Below are 16,587 nucleotides of genomic sequence, written 5' to 3'. Positions count from 1 at the left end.
GTAAAATAATTCTCTTTATTAAAAAGATTATATAATAGAATAATGTCTCGACAATCTAAAAAAGGCTGCGTCCAGGGGCGCAGCCTTTTTACCTATCGATAGAGACAGCTGTTTCTTTCTGCCCTCTATTTCTAAAATAACGCGTCATTCAAATTCGTTACGACCCGGACCTCTTTAAATGAGATCCCCAGGTTTACCGATTTCTGGGCAATTTCCGGACGCATCCCGGAAAGAATCGTTTCAATACCGATCAGCTTTAAAGCGTGAGACAAATCCATCACTTTCTGTGCAACAAACTGATCTATGCTGAGCACACCGGACAGGTCGATAAATAAATGCTCAATATCTTTCTGCCGGCATTCTTCCAGCGTCTTTTCTGCAATAATCTCACTTCTGGCTGCATCAATATTGCCGATCAGCGGCAGAAGCGCCTGATGCTTTTTCAGAACAATAACCGGGGAGCTGAGTTCATTAATGACGTCTTCCTGCTCTTTTAGCTGCTGATCTGTTTTTTGAATCGCTTCACGCATGAACATTTGTATCGTAAAATCAAAAGCTTTGGTCACTTTTTCATTCCAGGCGAGAAGTTCATCCTGGGAGACTTCCCCGTGATGGCTTTTAACAAAGGATTTAATATATCCCAGCACCATGTCCCGGTAGCGTGAGAATTCTCTTTGCAGTGTAATAAGCGGTGTATTGACATATTCCTCTTCTTTTACTGTATCTGCAAACTTCTTTTCAAATTCCTCATAAAATTCTTCTTCTTCCGTATTAAATATTTCAACAAACTGCTGAATGAATGTAGTATTCATTTCTTTTAGTTTTTTTGTTGTTTCCGGATCATTAGAGGCGTAAATGGATGAGGGATCACTATCATCTATCGAATCATACCATTCTTCGCTTAACTGACTGGAATGGGATAATAAATAATCGTGCAGAAGCTGGTCGTAATTTTTAGCTGTTTTTTCCTTCACGTATACCTACCTCGCATTACTTTTTCTGTTACGTAATTTTCATTGTACCAGCTTATCATAAATTATATGCATTACATAAGTGCCGGCAGTCATATAGTCCAATAATAAAGGACAAATGACATTAACGTCATTTGTCCTTTCTCTATTAGAGCTGCTCTCCTCTGTCCAGGGTCAGCGTCAGCTGTTTTTCTTTTCCTTCTCTAATGACCGTTACGTTTAAGTTATCCCCGATATTTTTATTCGTATATACGTACTGGCGGAGCTCTGACATACTGGCTACTTCTTCGTCATCCACACCCATGATCACATCAAGTTCTTCAATTCCAGCTGATTCTGCAGCAGAACCAGGCTCCACCGACTGCACCACGGCTCCTGTAGTCCTGTTTTCCGGAAGATTAAGCTGCTGGTACTGCTGGGGGAGGGAGGTTAAATCAAGCAGCGCTACGCCTAACGCAGGGCGTTTCACTTCTCCGTTTGATTCGAGGTCATTAATAATTGGCTGGGCGCTGTTGATTGGAATGGCCAGGCCGATTCCTTCCGTCGCTTCCTGGGCAATCTTCATGGAATTAATTCCGATTACCTGCCCCTGGGAGTTGATCAAAGCCCCTCCGCTGTTACCTGGATTAATAGCTGCATCGGTCTGAATGACTTCTGACTGCCAATCTGCGGTGCCGTCTTCATTTACATCGATTGGGATGGAACGCTCTGTTCCGGAGACTACACCTGTTGTAACCGATCCGGAAAACTGTTCTCCAAGCGGATTGCCAATAGCAATGACAGGTTCCCCGGATTTCAGTACGGACGAATCTCCAAATTCTGCCACCGTATCAACACCACTTCCATCTACTTTAAGCACAGCCAGATCGGTCCAGACATCTTCCCCCAGTACTTCTGCTTCTTTTTTGGTTCCGTCTGCGAGCGTAATTTCCACCTGATCAGCGCCTTCGACCACGTGGTTGTTGGTCACCACGTAAGCTTCTCCACTGTCTTTTTTATAAATAACCCCTGATCCTGTTCCTGCTTCCTGTTCCGTCTCTTCGGCGGCGTTCGTGCTCTCTTCGTATAAACCGTTTTGAGCTGCGGCAGCCTGAAGATTAGTCACCCCTACAATGGCATCGCTCGTTTTATCCACAGCCTCGGTCACATCCGAATTCACATCGTAAGAAACCGTTTCTGCAGCAGTCTGTCCGCTTGTCTGTGCATCAGCTCCACTCCCGCTTCCATCCGTTCCGCTTATCTGCGGGCCTGCAGCCATCATAATAACCGCTCCGGCCACCAGCCCGGAGAGACTTGATAAAAAGTAGCCTCTTTTTGTTTTTTTGTCCGACGTACCTTCTGTTTTTTCTTTATAGTATCCCATTGGTCATGCCTCCTTTTGTTTTATATTCGAATCGATGGCAGCGCGTGAAACATATTGATTTCTTTTTTTAGGGTATTCATTTTTTCATCAAGCTCATACAAGGTCCGGGCAGACTCTTTTAGGTTTTCCTGCAGGTACTTGGGCACATCATGGCGGAACTTATAGTACATCTTGTGTTCGAGGCTGGCCCATACATCCATTGCCATCGTCCGGATCTGCTGGTAGTTGTACGGTTTACCGGTACTTCCACTATTAAGTGTAGGCTCTGGTAGCCGTTTGGCTTCGGATTTTCGATATAATCCTTTTTCTGCATAAGAAGAAGGTCTGCCTGATCTTCAATAAGACGGCTGATATGGTAGACATCATCTGTAAACGAGCAGACAATACGCAGTCCGGCTATATCCCGAATATGGTTTTCCGCCATCGCCTCCGTGACCGGAAATCCTTTTCGTGTAAGCTTTTCTTCAATGGCCTGTTGTGATTTGATTCTCGACACCATATGATCAATTGGATTATGCTCGTGCAGCACTGTAAATTCTTCGTTTAGAATGTGCAGTCGCGTTTCCATCTCACAGAGGGCGAATCGCCTTTTCATTAAGCAGATCTCCCAGCTGTTTGCCTTGGTCTGCATCTTTATTCCTGCTCATCTGCTAAGGAATTTTTTATATCGTATTTTTTCTTTGTTTCTTCCAGCCAGGTCGTGTAATTTGTATCAAGCTTCTGGTCTTTCATTGTTTCTTTGATCTCCGCTCTGCTGTCTTCAAGAGTCGGTTCCTCTGCTTCTTTTTTATCGGTGACGTGGATGATATGGAAGCCGTATTCCGTTTCCACCGGCTCACTTATTTCATCTTTCTTCATGGCAAAGGCAGCTTCCTCAAATGCTTCCGCCATTTCTCCCTTGCCGAAAAATCCCAGTTCCCCGTCATTTTCAGCCGAAGCCGTGTCGGTCGAATATTCTTTGGCCAGCTCTGCAAACTCGTCTCCTTCATCAAGCTTTGCTTTTACTTCTTCCGCTGTTTCTTTGTCTTCTGTCAGGATATGGCCGGCTTCTACCTGCGCCGGCTCGCCGAGCGAGTCTTTGTTTTCTTCATAGTATGTTTCAATTTCTTCATCTGAGACGGAAATATCTGCTTCCATCAGCTTTTCGACTTTCAACGTCGTCTTTATCTGTTCTTCCAGATCTTCCATCTTAAGGCCGCTCTGGGATACAGCCGATTCCAGTCCTTCTGCTCCGCCGTAGGACTCTTCCAGCGTTGCTTTTTCTTCATCAATTTCTTTCTGCGTGACCTTCACTTCAGCTTTTTTGGCTTCGGCGTCAACTACTTTTTCTGTAATGATCGTATCCAGCGCTGCTTCTCCGGAAGAGGCAGCCATTTCATCGTACAGCTCATCTTTTGTAATCGTCTCATCGCCGACTTCAGCTACCGCATCGCTGCGGCTGAACCCTGTAATTAAAAGCCCTATTACAGCCGCTGCAATAACCAGCCCAATAAAATATCTCTTTTTTCCTTTTTTAAACATATTGAACGCCTCTTTCTTTTTGTCTGTTCTGGTTACTCTTCCAGCATAATCGGGAATTATGAATAAACTATGAACAGACTATGAAAGAACAAAGAAACTTTAAAAAACCGCAGGAGACTTCCCCTGCGGTTTTTACAGGTTGTCGAGAAACTATTTCACCTTGTATATCTATACACGATCTCGAATTCTTTTAACACTTTGTTGAAAAGGTGAAAAGAAAAATACACAGGGGTGACTCCTGCAGAACAGCCATAGGTGAAGATAAAGAGGTCGTTCTTTTCCTCTTTAGCTGAGGCATGGCCTGCGGAAAGCACCCCTGTACAGGTTTTTGTATAAAAATACGTCTTTATCGTCTTTTTCAACAGCCTAAAAAACCGCAGGAGACTTCCCCTGCGGTTTTTTAGGCTTTACTTAGGAAAACGGACGGTAAAGGTCGTTCCTCTCCCTTTTTCACTTTTTACTTCAATTGTTCCTTCATGAAGCTCCACGAGACGCTTCACAATGGAGAGGCCGAGCCCGAACTCCCCAAATGTTACGTTGGCTCTTGAGATATCCGCTTTATAGAAACGGCGCCAGATTGTTTTAATTTTTTCCGGATCAATGCCCTCTCCGGTATCTTCAATCTCCAGTACCGTTTCCGATTCTTCTTCCCGGGCACGGAGCCACACCGTACCTTTTTCTGTAAATTGAATGCTGTTTTTTGTAATGTTCATCAAAATTTGGGTGAGCCTGTCGTAATCAGCAGACACCGTGACATGAGGATCTGCTTCAATAATAATCTGATTCTGCTTTTCTTCAGCCTGAGGGATTAAATGCTCCTTAATAATTTCGAATACTTCTTCGAGCTGCACCGCCTCTTTCTGCAGCACCAGCTGGTTCGAACGAATTCTCTCATAATCCAGGTTTTCATTTACGAGCCGGATCAGCCGTTTTGTTTCTTCATTGATCAAACGCAGCCCTTTTTCTTTCTGTCTTTCTTCAATCATGCCGCTTTCCAGTCCGCCGATCACTCCTTTAATTGTCGTAAGCGGCGTTCTCATTTCATGCGAAACGTCGGCAATAAACTGGCGGCGCCGGTTTTCCAGGCTTTCTATTTCAGCGTTGGAACGCTTTAAATCAGCGGCCATTTCCTGAAAATCACTGGCAAGTTCTCCAATTTCATCAAAATCAGACGAAGGAACGTCTACATCATAATTCCCTTCCGCAATAGAAGACGTAGCGTTTCGAAGCCGCTGGATCCGATTGACATGAAACCTGGACAGCAGGTAGCTGAGAAGCAGCGCCCCTACGAGCGCAATCAGCGCTGTGTAAAGCAGGTACTGATTGATCTGGGCGATGATTTCTGCAGAGCTGCTGATAGGGGAGACGAGCAGCACGCCGCCGGAGAAATCTCCATTTTCAAAAAAAGGCAGCACGACAAGGGAGACCGTCTGGTCAAAGCGTCCTGCATCACGCGTTTCTTCGACGAGCTCCCCATTTTGAATACGGGACCACTCCTCATCCGTCAACTGGGGGTTGGGAAAGCTGCCCGCTTCCGGATAAAGCACCCTTCCTTCATTATCAAACACGCTGAAATTAATGTTCTGCACGCGCAGCACTTCACTATATGGCGAGAGGGATGCCGGACTGACGCCGCTGTCCAGATCTGTTAAAATATCTTCTCCGTAGGCCGTCAGTTCATCTACTTTATCCTGATACACAAATTCCTCCACGAAATTGACAAACAGCAGACCGAGAAGCAGAAGTGCCAGAATCGACACGCCCAGATGACTTGCCAACAGCTGGTACATATACCTAATCTTCATGAGACACAGCTTCCGTTTCTTCAAATTTATAGCCTACGCCCCAGATGGTATGGAAAATCGTGTGTTCTTCGCTCTCAATTTTCTTGCGCAGCCTTTTAATATGCACATCCACCGTGCGCTCATCCCCGTAAAACTGATAGCCCCACACCTGCTCGAGCAGCTGCTCTCTCGTAAACACTTGCCTTGGGTTTTTTATTAAAAAATGCAGCAGATCAAATTCTTTTGGGGTTAAATGCAGCACCGGCGTCTCTTTATAGAATACTTCTCTCGTACGGTCATTTATTTTAAAATAACGCGACGTAATAATATGATCATCTTCCGCTTCTTCCGTCACACCCGCTGTTCGTCTTGTAACCGCTCGTATCCGTGCCATCAGGGCAAGCGGGCTGAACGGCTTTGTGACATAATCATCGGCACCCATTTCAAAGCCGATCACCTGCTCGGATTCACTGTCTTTAGCCGTAAGCATAATAATCGGCACACTGCCCTTTTCCTGTCTGATCTTCCGGCAGAGCGTCACGCCGTCCATACCGGGAAGCATCCAGTCCAGAATAAGCAGGTCCCATTCTCCCTGCTTATACAGCTCGTATCCCTTCAGGCCGTCTTCTGCAAAGGTTCCTGTAATCCCTTCTTTGGAAAAAAACATATCCAGCATGGAACGAACGCTTGCATTATCTTCAACGACTAAAATTTTCATCGGAGGCACCATCCATTATCTGTATTTGTAAAGGTATAAGCATAATACCACAAGCCTGCCCGGAAAAATAAGCCGGGACATAGAAAAAGACAGCCGAAAAATCCGGCTGTCCCTGCATATCAGCAGTTATTTTCTTAATTTGGAAAGATCAAAAGCAGGAACAATATCTTCCGCTGCTGCACGAGTCAGTAGAGATTCCACCGCGGCAAAACCGTCTTCTCCAAGGTCACGTGTAAATTCATTCACATATAAATCAATATGCGATTCGGCTACGTCTGTAGACATTTCCTGGGCATGCTCCATCACATAGTCCTTTGATGACTCTGGATGCTTCCAGGCATAATCAACCGAAGCCCGTACCCATTCCGTTATTTTGTCTGTATCAAGCGAACGTTTCGCAATAATAGCACCAAGCGGGATAGGAAGGCCGGTGTCTTTTTCCCACCAGTCTCCCAAGTCTTCCATCATATGCAGATTATAGTTCTGATAAGTAAACCGCGCTTCGTGAATCACCAGGCCTGCGTCCACACGTCCTTCCTGTACAGCCGGCATAATATCGTCAAACGGCATCACCTTAATGACAGGCAGGCTGTCCGGCATCATCTGCTTGGCCCAAAAACGGAAAAGCATATACGCTGTAGAGCGTTCGCTTGGCACCGCTACAATTTTGCCTCCCAGTTCTTCCGGTTTTTTCCCGTCTGCTGACAGAATCAGCGGTCCGCATCCTCGTCCGAGTGCGCCACCGCAGGGAATCAGCGCATAGTCGTCCAGTACGTAAGGAAGTGCCGCAAAGGAAATTTTCATTACTTCCGGGCCTTCTCCTTTGGCTGCTAATGTATTGGTAATATCAATATCTGCGTATTGAACCTCCAGGTCGGGGGCTCCTTCTATTAAGCCATGCGCCAAGGCATGAAACACGAATGTATCATTAGGGCATGGAGAATAAGCTATATTCATTCAATCAGCACCTCCGATAATATAGAACTGGCAGCTTCAAGTGTCTCAAGCGCCTCATTGATTCGCCAGGCCGAGCGGTCACGCGGACCCACAACGTTGGATATAGCCCGAATTTCCATCGAATCCACGCCAAACATTTCTGCAGCTGTAGCGACACCAAATCCTTCCATCGCTTCTGCTGCTGCTCCCGGAACCTGCCGGGACAGCCTTTCTGCTGTATGGGCTGTCCCGGTGACGGTAGACAGTGTCAGCACAGGCCCGATGTTGATCACAAGACCTGAAGAACGAAGCGCACGCTTCACAATCTCTATTTTCCCTTCATCCACGAGCACGCGATCCGGCCCCATGCCTATTTCCTTAATCGTCTGAAAACCCGTTTCTGTTTCCGCTCCCAGATCAGCTGCGATAATTTCATTAGCAATGACGAGGGAACCTACTTCCGCGTGTCCCTCAAATCCTCCGCCAATGCCTGCACTTACAACAAGATCGTAGCGGGTTCGGACCAAAGCGGCGGCTGTAGCGGCCGCCGCCGCGGCCGCGCCGACTCCTGCTGTCACTACATCAAAGCTGCTTGACGCATTGAGACCTCTGAGAACAGCGTCTTTTTCAGCCGAAACAGACGTAACGACAAGAATATGGTAATCTCTGTCTTTATTTATAGGGAAATTCATCATCCTATCTCCTTTTCCATTCACACCATTCGTACGATTATATTCAGTGTAATGCATAGTAGAATAGATTGGCTAGTAGGACTGCCAGAATGAACAAGAAATATAACAGTATAAATGGTACGAATAGAATATCATGCTGCTCTCAACAAATATAGCGGTGCCGTTACTTTCTTCGTTCTTTTTCAACAATTTCAGCAGAAAGTCTTTCCAAATAATGACTATGGGGCATGCAGAATGTGATACGATAGAAAAAACCTTTTTTCTATCCATCCATACGAAGGGGGTAAGCAAATGAAAGCATCCTCAACTGTTACATTTGTCCGCCGAAAAGAACGTTACGCGGTTCTGCGTGGATTTCAATTACTGATTGATGAAAAGGAAACCGGACGAATCAAACGAAATCAGAAGCTGTCTTACACAGTAGAACCTGGGGTGCACCACCTACAGGTAAAAAAAGAATCCGGCGGCTCGGACGTATTCACCTGTGACCTGGCCCCCGGAGAAGAAGCAACCTTTCTCGTGCTTGGAAACAAAGAGGAGCCGCCTTCCCTGCAGCGACTGGACGAACCTATCTGAAAAAAAATAAGCAGACACGGCCGCGGGGCCGTGTCTGCTTATTTTGCTTTTTCCTTTAATAAAATATCTTTTTCCCCGGTCGCTGCCAGCATTTCATAGCAGACGTTTAACTCAGCAATTTTTGCATCCAAATACTCCATCGTAATTTCCATACCAAAAGGCAGAGCCAGCATATTAATCTGGTCAAATGCTTTATGAATACGTTTAGTCGCTGTTTCAAACTGACCTTCCACCAGGGTGGTAATTGTAAGCTCACATTCTTCGTTAAACGCACGCAGCATCATTTTTTTCATATTCACGTGGGAAGCCGGTACTTCTTCTTCCTCTGAAGCGTCAAAGGCGCCTTCATGGATCAGTACAGCACGGTCTTCCGTAATCATATCACGCTGCTGTTTTTTCCAGCTGTGGTAAAGAGTGCGGTACTCATCCGCTTCTTTAAAATCAAAGGCTCGTTCAAACGCATGAACGTCCTGAAGATTCACTTCTTCTTTCAGCTTCCGGTAGCCTTCCGTGATACTTGCTGTTTCGGCAAGCTCCATGACTTTCATGCCGAGCTGCTCATGTTCTTCTTCCAGATGACGCTTTGATTTCTGCAGCGATTCCATCTGGGCCCCAAAAGAATTCTGCTGATCCCACAGCTTAGTCATTTCCTGGTTTTTCGATTCAATCGTTCTGTCCAGCGCAGCCATTTCTCCAGTCCGCTGCGCCATATCGTGTTCGTACAGCTTTCTTTTGTCGGAGAATTCATTTTCAAGCTGAAGCACTTTTTCTTGGAACCGCTTGTTTAACTCTTTATTCATCTCCTGATAATGGTGGGTAATCGTCAATCGTTTATTTTTCTGCACATTCGCTAAAATAATAGCAGCTACACCGCTTAGAAAAAGCGTAGGAACAGCGAGAATACCCAACACCGTAATAAACCAGGTGGAATACCACCATTGATCTTGATACGTAAATGGTACATACGCAAACGGAACCTGCGTCTGCAGGTCTTCTTTTTCTTCAAGTTCGGTTTCTTCTGCTTCTGCCTGAAATTGCTGAAGCTGATTGGAAAGCTCCGCTGCTACGTCACCGGCTTTCGCCTGTTTAATATCTCTAAGCGTAATGCTGTAAGCCCCGGATTCAAATCCAAACTTCCGCTCATCCAGCAGCTTTATATTTTTTATTTCTTTGTAATCAAATGTGATAGACTCTTCCGGCTTATACTTTTTATTTAAAAACATAGCTCGTTCGTTCGTGACGATAAAAGCGCCTGGAAATTCCTGAGGCCCTGAAAGTTCAGAACGGCACCATCCGTAACAGCTGGCAGTGAGACGTTCGTTTTCCCGTTTCACTTCTTTTGTAAAAATTGTTAGAAGCGTATCGTAGCTTCCCATATGATCCCTCTTTTCAAAAAAATACGTAACTGTTTTCTAGCTTATCACAGTACCAGAGCAAGCGGAAGAAACGAACGATGGTTTCTTTTCCGGGCAGAACATAAAAAAAGATGCTGCAGAATCCGGCAGCACCTTCCCCGTTTCAGCCTTCTGGATCAGCTGCGCTTTCATCCATATACATTACTTCCCATAGGTGGCCGTCCAGGTCTTCAAAACTCGCTCCATACATAAATCCCTGCTCTGCCGGATCCTGCGGGGATGTTCCGCCGGCCTGGACCGCGCTGCGGATGATTTCATCCACCTTATCCCTGCTGTCCACCTGCAGAGCTGTTATAGCCTCTATGCTCCGGGAGGTGTCGGTGATCTCTTTTTTCGTAAACGTTTGAAAAAAAGGTTCTGTCAAAAGCATAGCAAAAATCGTTTCACTGATTATCATGCACGTGGCATTTTCATCTGTAAATTGAGGATTAAATTCAAACCCGATTCCCGAGAAAAAGTCGATCGATTTCTGTAAGTCTTTTACTGGAAGGTTAACAAAAATCCGTTCTGCCTGCATACTCATTTCAGTCCCCGCTTTCTGTGTTTTATTTATTATAGTATTTATTCTACGCCGGCGGCCTGATTCCTTTCGCCGTTCAACGCTGTTCTTCTTTTTCTACGGGGAGAACCTCTTTCAATTCATCCCGGACGCTTCGGCTCGACATCGGCACACCGGAACGGTAAGCGGCCCGGCACATAAGATGACCGGCTACCGGAGCTGTTAAAAACACGAAAAAAATTCCTAATATCAAACGGACGCTGACAAAGTTCTCCATGCCAGCGAAAAAAATGAAAGTGCCGAGCAGCGTACACAATACGCCTAACGTGGCACTCTTCGTGCCGGCGTGGGACCGGGTATACACGTCAGGGAGGCGGAGAATACCGATCGCACTGAGCAGAGCAAGCGTGGTTCCAATAAGCAGAAGAAGGGCTACAATTGTTTCAATCACCGCGTCTGGACTCAATGATAATCCCCCTTTCAATGTATTTGGAAAAGGCGACGGTTCCGATAAAGGCAATAATCCCCATCAGCAGAATAATTTCCAAATAGGCACTCGTTCGAAAAGTAACGGAGAGTACAGCGACCACTGCAATTAAATTAATACCGATCGCATCAAGCGCAATCACCCGATCCGGCATGGAAGGGCCGATAATGACACGGTACAGGCCGACAAGAATGGATACGGACAAAAATACAAGGCTGACAGTCATCGCAATATCAAACATCAACGGGTCACCTCCATAATAGCCTGCTCAAACGAATTTTTGGTCGCTATGACTCTATTCTGCGATTCCGGTATGTCCATTGCATGTATATAAAGCACATTGCCTTCAGCCGACACTTCCATTACTACTGAACCCGGTGTCAGCATCAGCAGCATCGCAAGAAAGGTAATTTCCCAGTCGGTGGAAAGTTCTGTTTCCATCTTAAAAATGCCCGGTGTTATGTTCAGGCGCGGCCGCAGGATCTGACGAATAACAAGAATGCTTGACGAAATAAGCTCTCTTATAAAAATAAACAGCAGCTTGATAATGCTCCAGAGCTTCCACATATAAAATTCCTTTGGAAAAAAGCGGCGGAATGAGAAAATAAGCGCCAGCCCGATCGCATAGCCTGTCATTAATGTGGTTACATAAATGCCTTCTTCATCTTGAAAGGATGCCCACAGAACAGCAATCAAAATATTAAGCAGTATTTGCGCCGGCATTTTCTATCCTCTCCTTTTCCATTACGAGTAAGCAGAACCAAGCACTGCTTCGATATAAAAGGCGGGGTTCATTAAGTCAGAAGCCGCTTCTGCAATGTACGGATTCACCCATTCGACTCCAATTCCCAGAAACAGGCTCACGCATATAAGCAGAGTGCAGGGAAGCAGCAGCCCATGCGTGGAGGTTTTTTCATCCTCCTTGCTCAGCTGGTTTTCTCCCCAGAATCCATTCATGAAAATCTTCATGGTGGAATACAATACGGCCAGGCTGGAAAGCAGCCCAATGGCCCCCAGTACATAAAACTGGGTTTCCAGCGTTCCCTGCAGCACAAGCAGCTTGCCAAAAAATCCGCTGAGCGGCGGCACTCCCACTAAAGCAAAAGAAGCAATGAAAAACATCCAGCCCAAGTACGGATGGTTTCGAATCATCCCGCTCATTTCTTTTAACTGGTAGGTCCCAACAAGCCCGACCATCGCGCCTCCAAGCAGAAAGAGCAGGGTTTTTACGATCATGTCATGAATTAAATAGTAAATAGCACCGGTGAGTGCCGCTTCCTGAAACACGGCGATGCCCACCGCAATAAACCCAATCGCAATGACAATGTTGTAAGCCAGTACCTTTTGGATATTACCGTACGCCACAGCCCCAATGCTTCCAAGTATCATTGTCAGGCCCGCCATCCAGGCGATAACGTTATGCGTAATGCCGGGTTCGTGGTAAAAAATCAAAGTAAACATGCGAAAAATGGCGTACACCCCTACTTTCGTCAACAATCCGGCAAACAGAGCAGAAACAGCGACAGGCGGGGCGCTGTAGGATTCGGGCAGCCAGTAAAAAAACAGCAGTGCCGATTTCACCGCAAAGATGACTAAAAACAGCAGCGCGATCGCGGTAAGCAGATCAGGCTGCCCCGCCTCGGCTACACGCACAGAGAGATGTGCCATATTCAACGTTCCTGTGACCGCATATAAGTAGGCAATTGCTACGATAAACAGCATAGAAGAAACAATATTAATCAATACATACATAATACCTGCCCGAAGCTGCTTTTTTAAGCCGCCGAGGGACAAAAGCACATAAGAGGCGAGCAGCATCACCTCGAAAAATACGAACAAATTAAAGATGTCTCCTGTTAAAAAAGAACCGTTAACACCGGTAATAAGAAATTGAATAAAGGCATAGTAATAAAAACGTTCTCTCTCCCATTCAATCGACTGAAAGGAGTAAATCAGGCATCCCAAAGCCACAATGGCGGAGGTGATGACAAGCAGCAAAGAAAAAGTATCCGCTACAAGCACAATACCAAAAGGTGCTTCCCAGCCTCCGAGGTTGAGAATTTGTATGCCTTCCCCTCCGACCTGGCGCAGCAGATGAACCGCTGTTCCCAACACAGCCAGAAACGAGAGGACACTCAACAGCCGCTGAATCATTACATGTTTAGGAAACAAAACGAGCAGAGCCCCTGTTAGAAAAGGAATGACAATAGGCAGAACCACTATATTATTCATGCTCTGTCCCCCGCAGTTTCTTCATGTCGTCGGACTTAAACTCTTGATAGGCCCGGTAGGCAAGCACTAAAAAGAAGGCGGTCGTTCCGAAGTTAATAACAATGGCTGTAAGTATCAATGCCTGCGGCAGCGGGTCCGCGTAAGCGGCCGCCTCTATTCCAAGCAGTGGAGCTTCGCCCTGTTTTAATCCTCCCATAGTCAGCAGCAGCAGGAGTGCTCCGTGCCCAATAATAGATGTTCCTAAAATGATGCGGAGCAGGCTTTTCGTTAGTATTAAGTACGTGCCGATGCTGAAAAACATTCCAATAACAAAGGCCATCACAGTCTCCATTATTCCTCATCCCCTTTGTTGCGGCTGATGCTTACAATCACAGTCATCGTCGTGCCGACGACCGCCATAGCCACTCCTATTTCAAATATAATAGTCGTAGCAATATCTATCTCTTCGTTGACAATCGGCATATAAAACTGCAGATGCGTCTGGCTTAGAAAAGGCACATTGAATACAAAAGAAGCCATTCCTGTTAACAAAGACACGAGCACGCCAAGTCCGGTAATCACTTTATAATTAATCGGAAGCGTTTGAGTAACGGTATCTATATCAAACGCCAGCAGCATTAAAATCAAAGCCGATGAAATAACCAGCCCGCCGATAAAACCGCCGCCCGGATTATGATGTCCGGCAAAAAACAAATAAATTGCAAAAGTAAGGATAATGAACGTTACTATCTTTGTAACGGTCTGCAGAATGACATCATTAATTTTCACCGTCATCCCCCTTTTCCATCATCCGGAGGCTGATTAAGGAATATACGCCCAATCCGGCAATACAGAGAACCATAATTTCGAGCAGTGTATCAAACCCGCGGAAATCAGCCAGAATAGCATTCACCATATTGCTCGAGCCGGCCAATTCGTATGAATCCTCGAAATAAACCGAAACAGAAGGAAACAGTTTATTTCCCTGTGCAGCTAATGTGAAACAAGTGATGAGTACACCCACACCGAGTGAAATAATTAAGTTTGGAATCTGTACGCTTCTTGCCGTTTCCCGGAAGCGGAATTCCGGGAGAAACCGCAGGCAGAGAAGGTACAAAGCAACGGAGACTGTTTCCACTACAAGCTGAGTCAAAGCCAGATCCGGCGCGCGGAAGATGACAAAAAACAGGGCCACCAAGTACCCTACTGCCCCAACAGCGATAATGGCCGTCAGCCTTTTGGAAGCGAGCATGACTGTGAGAGCGCCTGCAACAAGCCCTGCAGCCAGCAGCATTTCATACACTTCCACCGTTGATACATCTACCTGTTGAAAGGAAATACTGTCTGAGAACAGCAGCATTCCTCCGATAAGCAGAATAAGTATTCCCAAAATATATTGAATATAGTCTCTTGTTAAACCGCTCATATAAAGATTTGTAAATGAATACGCTTTTTGTTCGGCTTTTACAATGCCGGAAGCATACGCATTATTGAGCGTGTAGACCTGCGGGAACAAAGTAAACACACCCTTCCACTTGTTCCAGGTCCAAAATAAGATACTTCCAAGCGCGATCACGCCAAAGGTCATGAAAAGTTCGGTATTAAATCCGTGCCAGGCTTCAATATGGATAGAAAAGTCGCCGGCATTTCCAGGCAGAACGGAAGCCACCATTGGTTCAAGTACGTAATGAACCAGCACGTTTGGTGCAAAGAAAATACCAATGACGAATGCTGCCAGCACCGCAGGAGAAATCAACATCCCAAGAGGTGCTTCTTTTGGTTTTTTTTCAAGACGCCGCGGACGGTATTTCCCCCGGAACGTATGAAAAATAAGAATCATACTGTAAACAAAAGTGAAAATACTTGCCACCCAGGCAACAGCCGGAATCAGCAGACCAGCCCCTCCTGCTGAAAACACACCAGCTTCCCCAAGGGAAAGAGAACTCGTAAAAAACAGCTCTTTGCTCAAAAACCCGTTAAACGGTGGTAATCCGGCCATGGCCAGGCTTCCGATCAGTGTAAGAGTAAACGAGATGGGCATCAGGCTCATTAACCCGCCTAATTTTCTCGTATCCCTTGTCCCGGTTTCATGGTCAATAATGCCAATCACCATAAATAAACAGCCTTTAAACGTAGAGTGATTTACTAAATGAAAGACTGCCGCCAGCACTGCTGTGGTATACAAAGCAGCTTGTGCTTCCTCCTGGACCGCTAAAGCAAGCGAGCCTATTCCGAGAAGCGATGTAATTAAGCCCAGCTGACTAATTGTAGAAAAAGCGAGAAGCGCCTTTAAGTCGGTTTGTTTCATTGCATTAATGGCGCCCCAGAACAAGGTAATCAGTCCGACCGATGTAATAATCCAAAACCATTCCCCGGTTCCTCCAAAAAACGGAGTAAAGCGGGCGATGGCGTAGATCCCGGCTTTTACCATGGTGGCCGAATGCAGATACGCACTGATAGGTGTGGGGGCTTCCATGGCATCCGGAAGCCAGATATGAAAAGGAAACTGAGCGGATTTTGCAAATGCGCCGATCAAAACAAAAATCATCGCCGGCAGAAACATAGAATGATCCTGCAGCTCTCCGGTCTGGCTGATAATACCGCGGATACTGTATGTACCGGCCATGGAATGAAGCATGATAATACCCACCAGCATTGAAAACCCGCCGCTTACGGTAATCAGCATCGCTTTCTGCGCGCCGTTCCGGGATTTTTTCCGCTGGTACCAAAAGGCGATCAGAAGAAAAGACGAAATGCTCGTCAGCTCCCAGAATAAATAAAAGCCAATCAGATTGTCAGAAAATACAACGCCGAGCATGGCTCCCATAAACAAAAGCATATACACGTAAAAGTTATGTAACAGTTCTCTCGTTTTTGATAAATAAAAGATAGAATATAAAACAACCAGGGCGCCGATTCCACTAATTAAAAAACCAAACACCAGACTTAGTCCATCTACATAAAACGATAAATTAATACCATAAGAGGGAATCCAGGAGAGCGTATAGAGCATCGACTCTCCTTCACTGATATCTACCAGCCAGCTTCCGAGCACAATAAAAATAATAAGGGGCAGCGGCAGGACAAACCAGCCGGTATGAATACGGGAAACATATCGGTAAAGGAAAGGAATCATAAGGGCATATAAAAAGGGTAAAAGTACAACGGAATGGAGCCAGGACAAAATGTAACCTCCTACTCACTGGATACAACAGAATCCATCATTTTTCAGTTTTTTTCTTCCTATATATTAGTATAAAGAAAGCCCGGCTGTTTCGCACATAATAATCACATAAACTTTCTTCGGATCATGATATAATTTAAAAGAGAGCGCTTCCAAAAAACCTCTAATTATTAATTGACAAAACTCACGGCGAGGAGTAGCCTATGGAAGAGCTTTACCAATAATCAAGA

The 16,587-nt window shown here is 45.7% G+C and carries 18 protein-coding genes; 1 reads left to right on the top strand and 17 read right to left on the bottom strand.

The window, feature by feature from the left end:
• Window positions 1-131: 131 nt before the first annotated feature.
• The 8 genes from AC5W14_RS04885 to AC5W14_RS04850 all read right to left on the bottom strand — a co-directional run bounded on the left by AC5W14_RS04885 (window position 132) and on the right by AC5W14_RS04850 (window position 7,985).
• Entirely contained in the window at window positions 132-974 is an 843-nt protein-coding gene (locus AC5W14_RS04885; protein ID WP_496193822.1) for an STAS domain-containing protein, read from the bottom strand.
• 145 nt (window positions 975-1,119) lie between these two features.
• On the bottom strand, window positions 1,120-2,334 hold the full coding sequence (locus tag AC5W14_RS04880) for a S1C family serine protease (protein ID WP_496193821.1): 1,215 nt from the start codon (window positions 2,332-2,334) through the stop codon (window positions 1,120-1,122).
• 118 nt (window positions 2,335-2,452) lie between these two features.
• Entirely contained in the window at window positions 2,453-2,902 is a 450-nt protein-coding gene (locus AC5W14_RS04875) for a GTP pyrophosphokinase (RefSeq protein ID WP_496193820.1), read from the bottom strand.
• A gap of 65 nt (window positions 2,903-2,967) precedes the next feature.
• On the bottom strand, window positions 2,968-3,855 hold the full coding sequence (locus AC5W14_RS04870; protein WP_496193819.1) for a peptidylprolyl isomerase: 888 nt from the start codon (window positions 3,853-3,855) through the stop codon (window positions 2,968-2,970).
• A 407-nt stretch (window positions 3,856-4,262) separates the two neighbouring features.
• Entirely contained in the window at window positions 4,263-5,660 is a 1,398-nt protein-coding gene (locus tag AC5W14_RS04865) for a sensor histidine kinase (protein ID WP_496193818.1), read from the bottom strand.
• Complete coding sequence (locus tag AC5W14_RS04860; protein ID WP_496193817.1) at window positions 5,650-6,357, bottom strand: winged helix-turn-helix domain-containing protein; 708 nt, start codon at window positions 6,355-6,357, stop codon at window positions 5,650-5,652. The genes AC5W14_RS04865 and AC5W14_RS04860 overlap by 11 nt, the downstream gene beginning before the upstream one ends.
• 126 nt (window positions 6,358-6,483) lie before the next feature.
• On the bottom strand, window positions 6,484-7,314 hold the full coding sequence (locus AC5W14_RS04855) for a 1,4-dihydroxy-6-naphtoate synthase (protein ID WP_496193816.1): 831 nt from the start codon (window positions 7,312-7,314) through the stop codon (window positions 6,484-6,486).
• Window positions 7,311-7,985, bottom strand: coding sequence for a futalosine hydrolase (locus AC5W14_RS04850; protein ID WP_496059897.1), 675 nt, complete (start codon window positions 7,983-7,985; stop codon window positions 7,311-7,313). Before AC5W14_RS04850 ends, AC5W14_RS04855 begins: the two co-directional genes overlap by 4 nt.
• Window positions 7,986-8,276: 291 nt before the next feature.
• Between AC5W14_RS04850 and AC5W14_RS04845 the strand changes: the two genes are divergently transcribed.
• Complete coding sequence (locus AC5W14_RS04845) at window positions 8,277-8,561, top strand: hypothetical protein (RefSeq protein WP_496193815.1); 285 nt, start codon at window positions 8,277-8,279, stop codon at window positions 8,559-8,561.
• A 38-nt stretch (window positions 8,562-8,599) separates the two neighbouring features.
• Here AC5W14_RS04845 and AC5W14_RS04840 read toward each other — a convergent pair whose 3' ends face one another.
• The 9 genes from AC5W14_RS04840 to AC5W14_RS04800 all read right to left on the bottom strand — a co-directional run bounded on the left by AC5W14_RS04840 (window position 8,600) and on the right by AC5W14_RS04800 (window position 16,357).
• Window positions 8,600-9,937, bottom strand: coding sequence for an SNIPE associated domain-containing protein (locus tag AC5W14_RS04840; RefSeq protein ID WP_496193814.1), 1,338 nt, complete (start codon window positions 9,935-9,937; stop codon window positions 8,600-8,602).
• Window positions 9,938-10,079: 142 nt separating this feature from the next.
• On the bottom strand, window positions 10,080-10,499 hold the full coding sequence (locus AC5W14_RS04835; protein WP_496059900.1) for a VOC family protein: 420 nt from the start codon (window positions 10,497-10,499) through the stop codon (window positions 10,080-10,082).
• A gap of 73 nt (window positions 10,500-10,572) precedes the next feature.
• Window positions 10,573-10,941 (bottom strand): Na+/H+ antiporter subunit G, encoded by a 369-nt coding sequence (locus tag AC5W14_RS04830; protein WP_496059901.1) that lies wholly within the window; start codon window positions 10,939-10,941, stop codon window positions 10,573-10,575.
• Window positions 10,919-11,203 (bottom strand): Na(+)/H(+) antiporter subunit F1, encoded by a 285-nt coding sequence (locus AC5W14_RS04825; RefSeq protein ID WP_496060095.1) that lies wholly within the window; start codon window positions 11,201-11,203, stop codon window positions 10,919-10,921. The genes AC5W14_RS04830 and AC5W14_RS04825 overlap by 23 nt, the downstream gene beginning before the upstream one ends.
• Entirely contained in the window at window positions 11,203-11,685 is a 483-nt protein-coding gene (locus AC5W14_RS04820) for a Na+/H+ antiporter subunit E (protein WP_496059902.1), read from the bottom strand. Before AC5W14_RS04820 ends, AC5W14_RS04825 begins: the two co-directional genes overlap by 1 nt.
• A 21-nt stretch (window positions 11,686-11,706) precedes the next feature.
• A complete protein-coding gene (locus tag AC5W14_RS04815) occupies window positions 11,707-13,194 on the bottom strand; it encodes a Na+/H+ antiporter subunit D (RefSeq protein WP_496193813.1) in 1,488 nt (495 codons plus the stop codon).
• A complete protein-coding gene (locus AC5W14_RS04810; RefSeq protein WP_496059904.1) occupies window positions 13,187-13,525 on the bottom strand; it encodes a Na(+)/H(+) antiporter subunit C in 339 nt (112 codons plus the stop codon). Before AC5W14_RS04810 ends, AC5W14_RS04815 begins: the two co-directional genes overlap by 8 nt.
• On the bottom strand, window positions 13,525-13,968 hold the full coding sequence (locus AC5W14_RS04805) for a Na(+)/H(+) antiporter subunit B (RefSeq protein ID WP_496193812.1): 444 nt from the start codon (window positions 13,966-13,968) through the stop codon (window positions 13,525-13,527). Before AC5W14_RS04805 ends, AC5W14_RS04810 begins: the two co-directional genes overlap by 1 nt.
• Window positions 13,952-16,357: a Na+/H+ antiporter subunit A gene (locus AC5W14_RS04800; protein ID WP_496059906.1), complete on the bottom strand. Its 2,406-nt coding sequence runs from the start codon at window positions 16,355-16,357 to the stop codon at window positions 13,952-13,954. The genes AC5W14_RS04805 and AC5W14_RS04800 overlap by 17 nt, the downstream gene beginning before the upstream one ends.
• Window positions 16,358-16,587: the final 230 nt, after the last annotated feature.

It is taken from the genome of Sinobaca sp. TMA16-18, from assembly GCF_059510535.1.
This window is presented reverse-complemented; position numbering and strand designations above follow the sequence as displayed.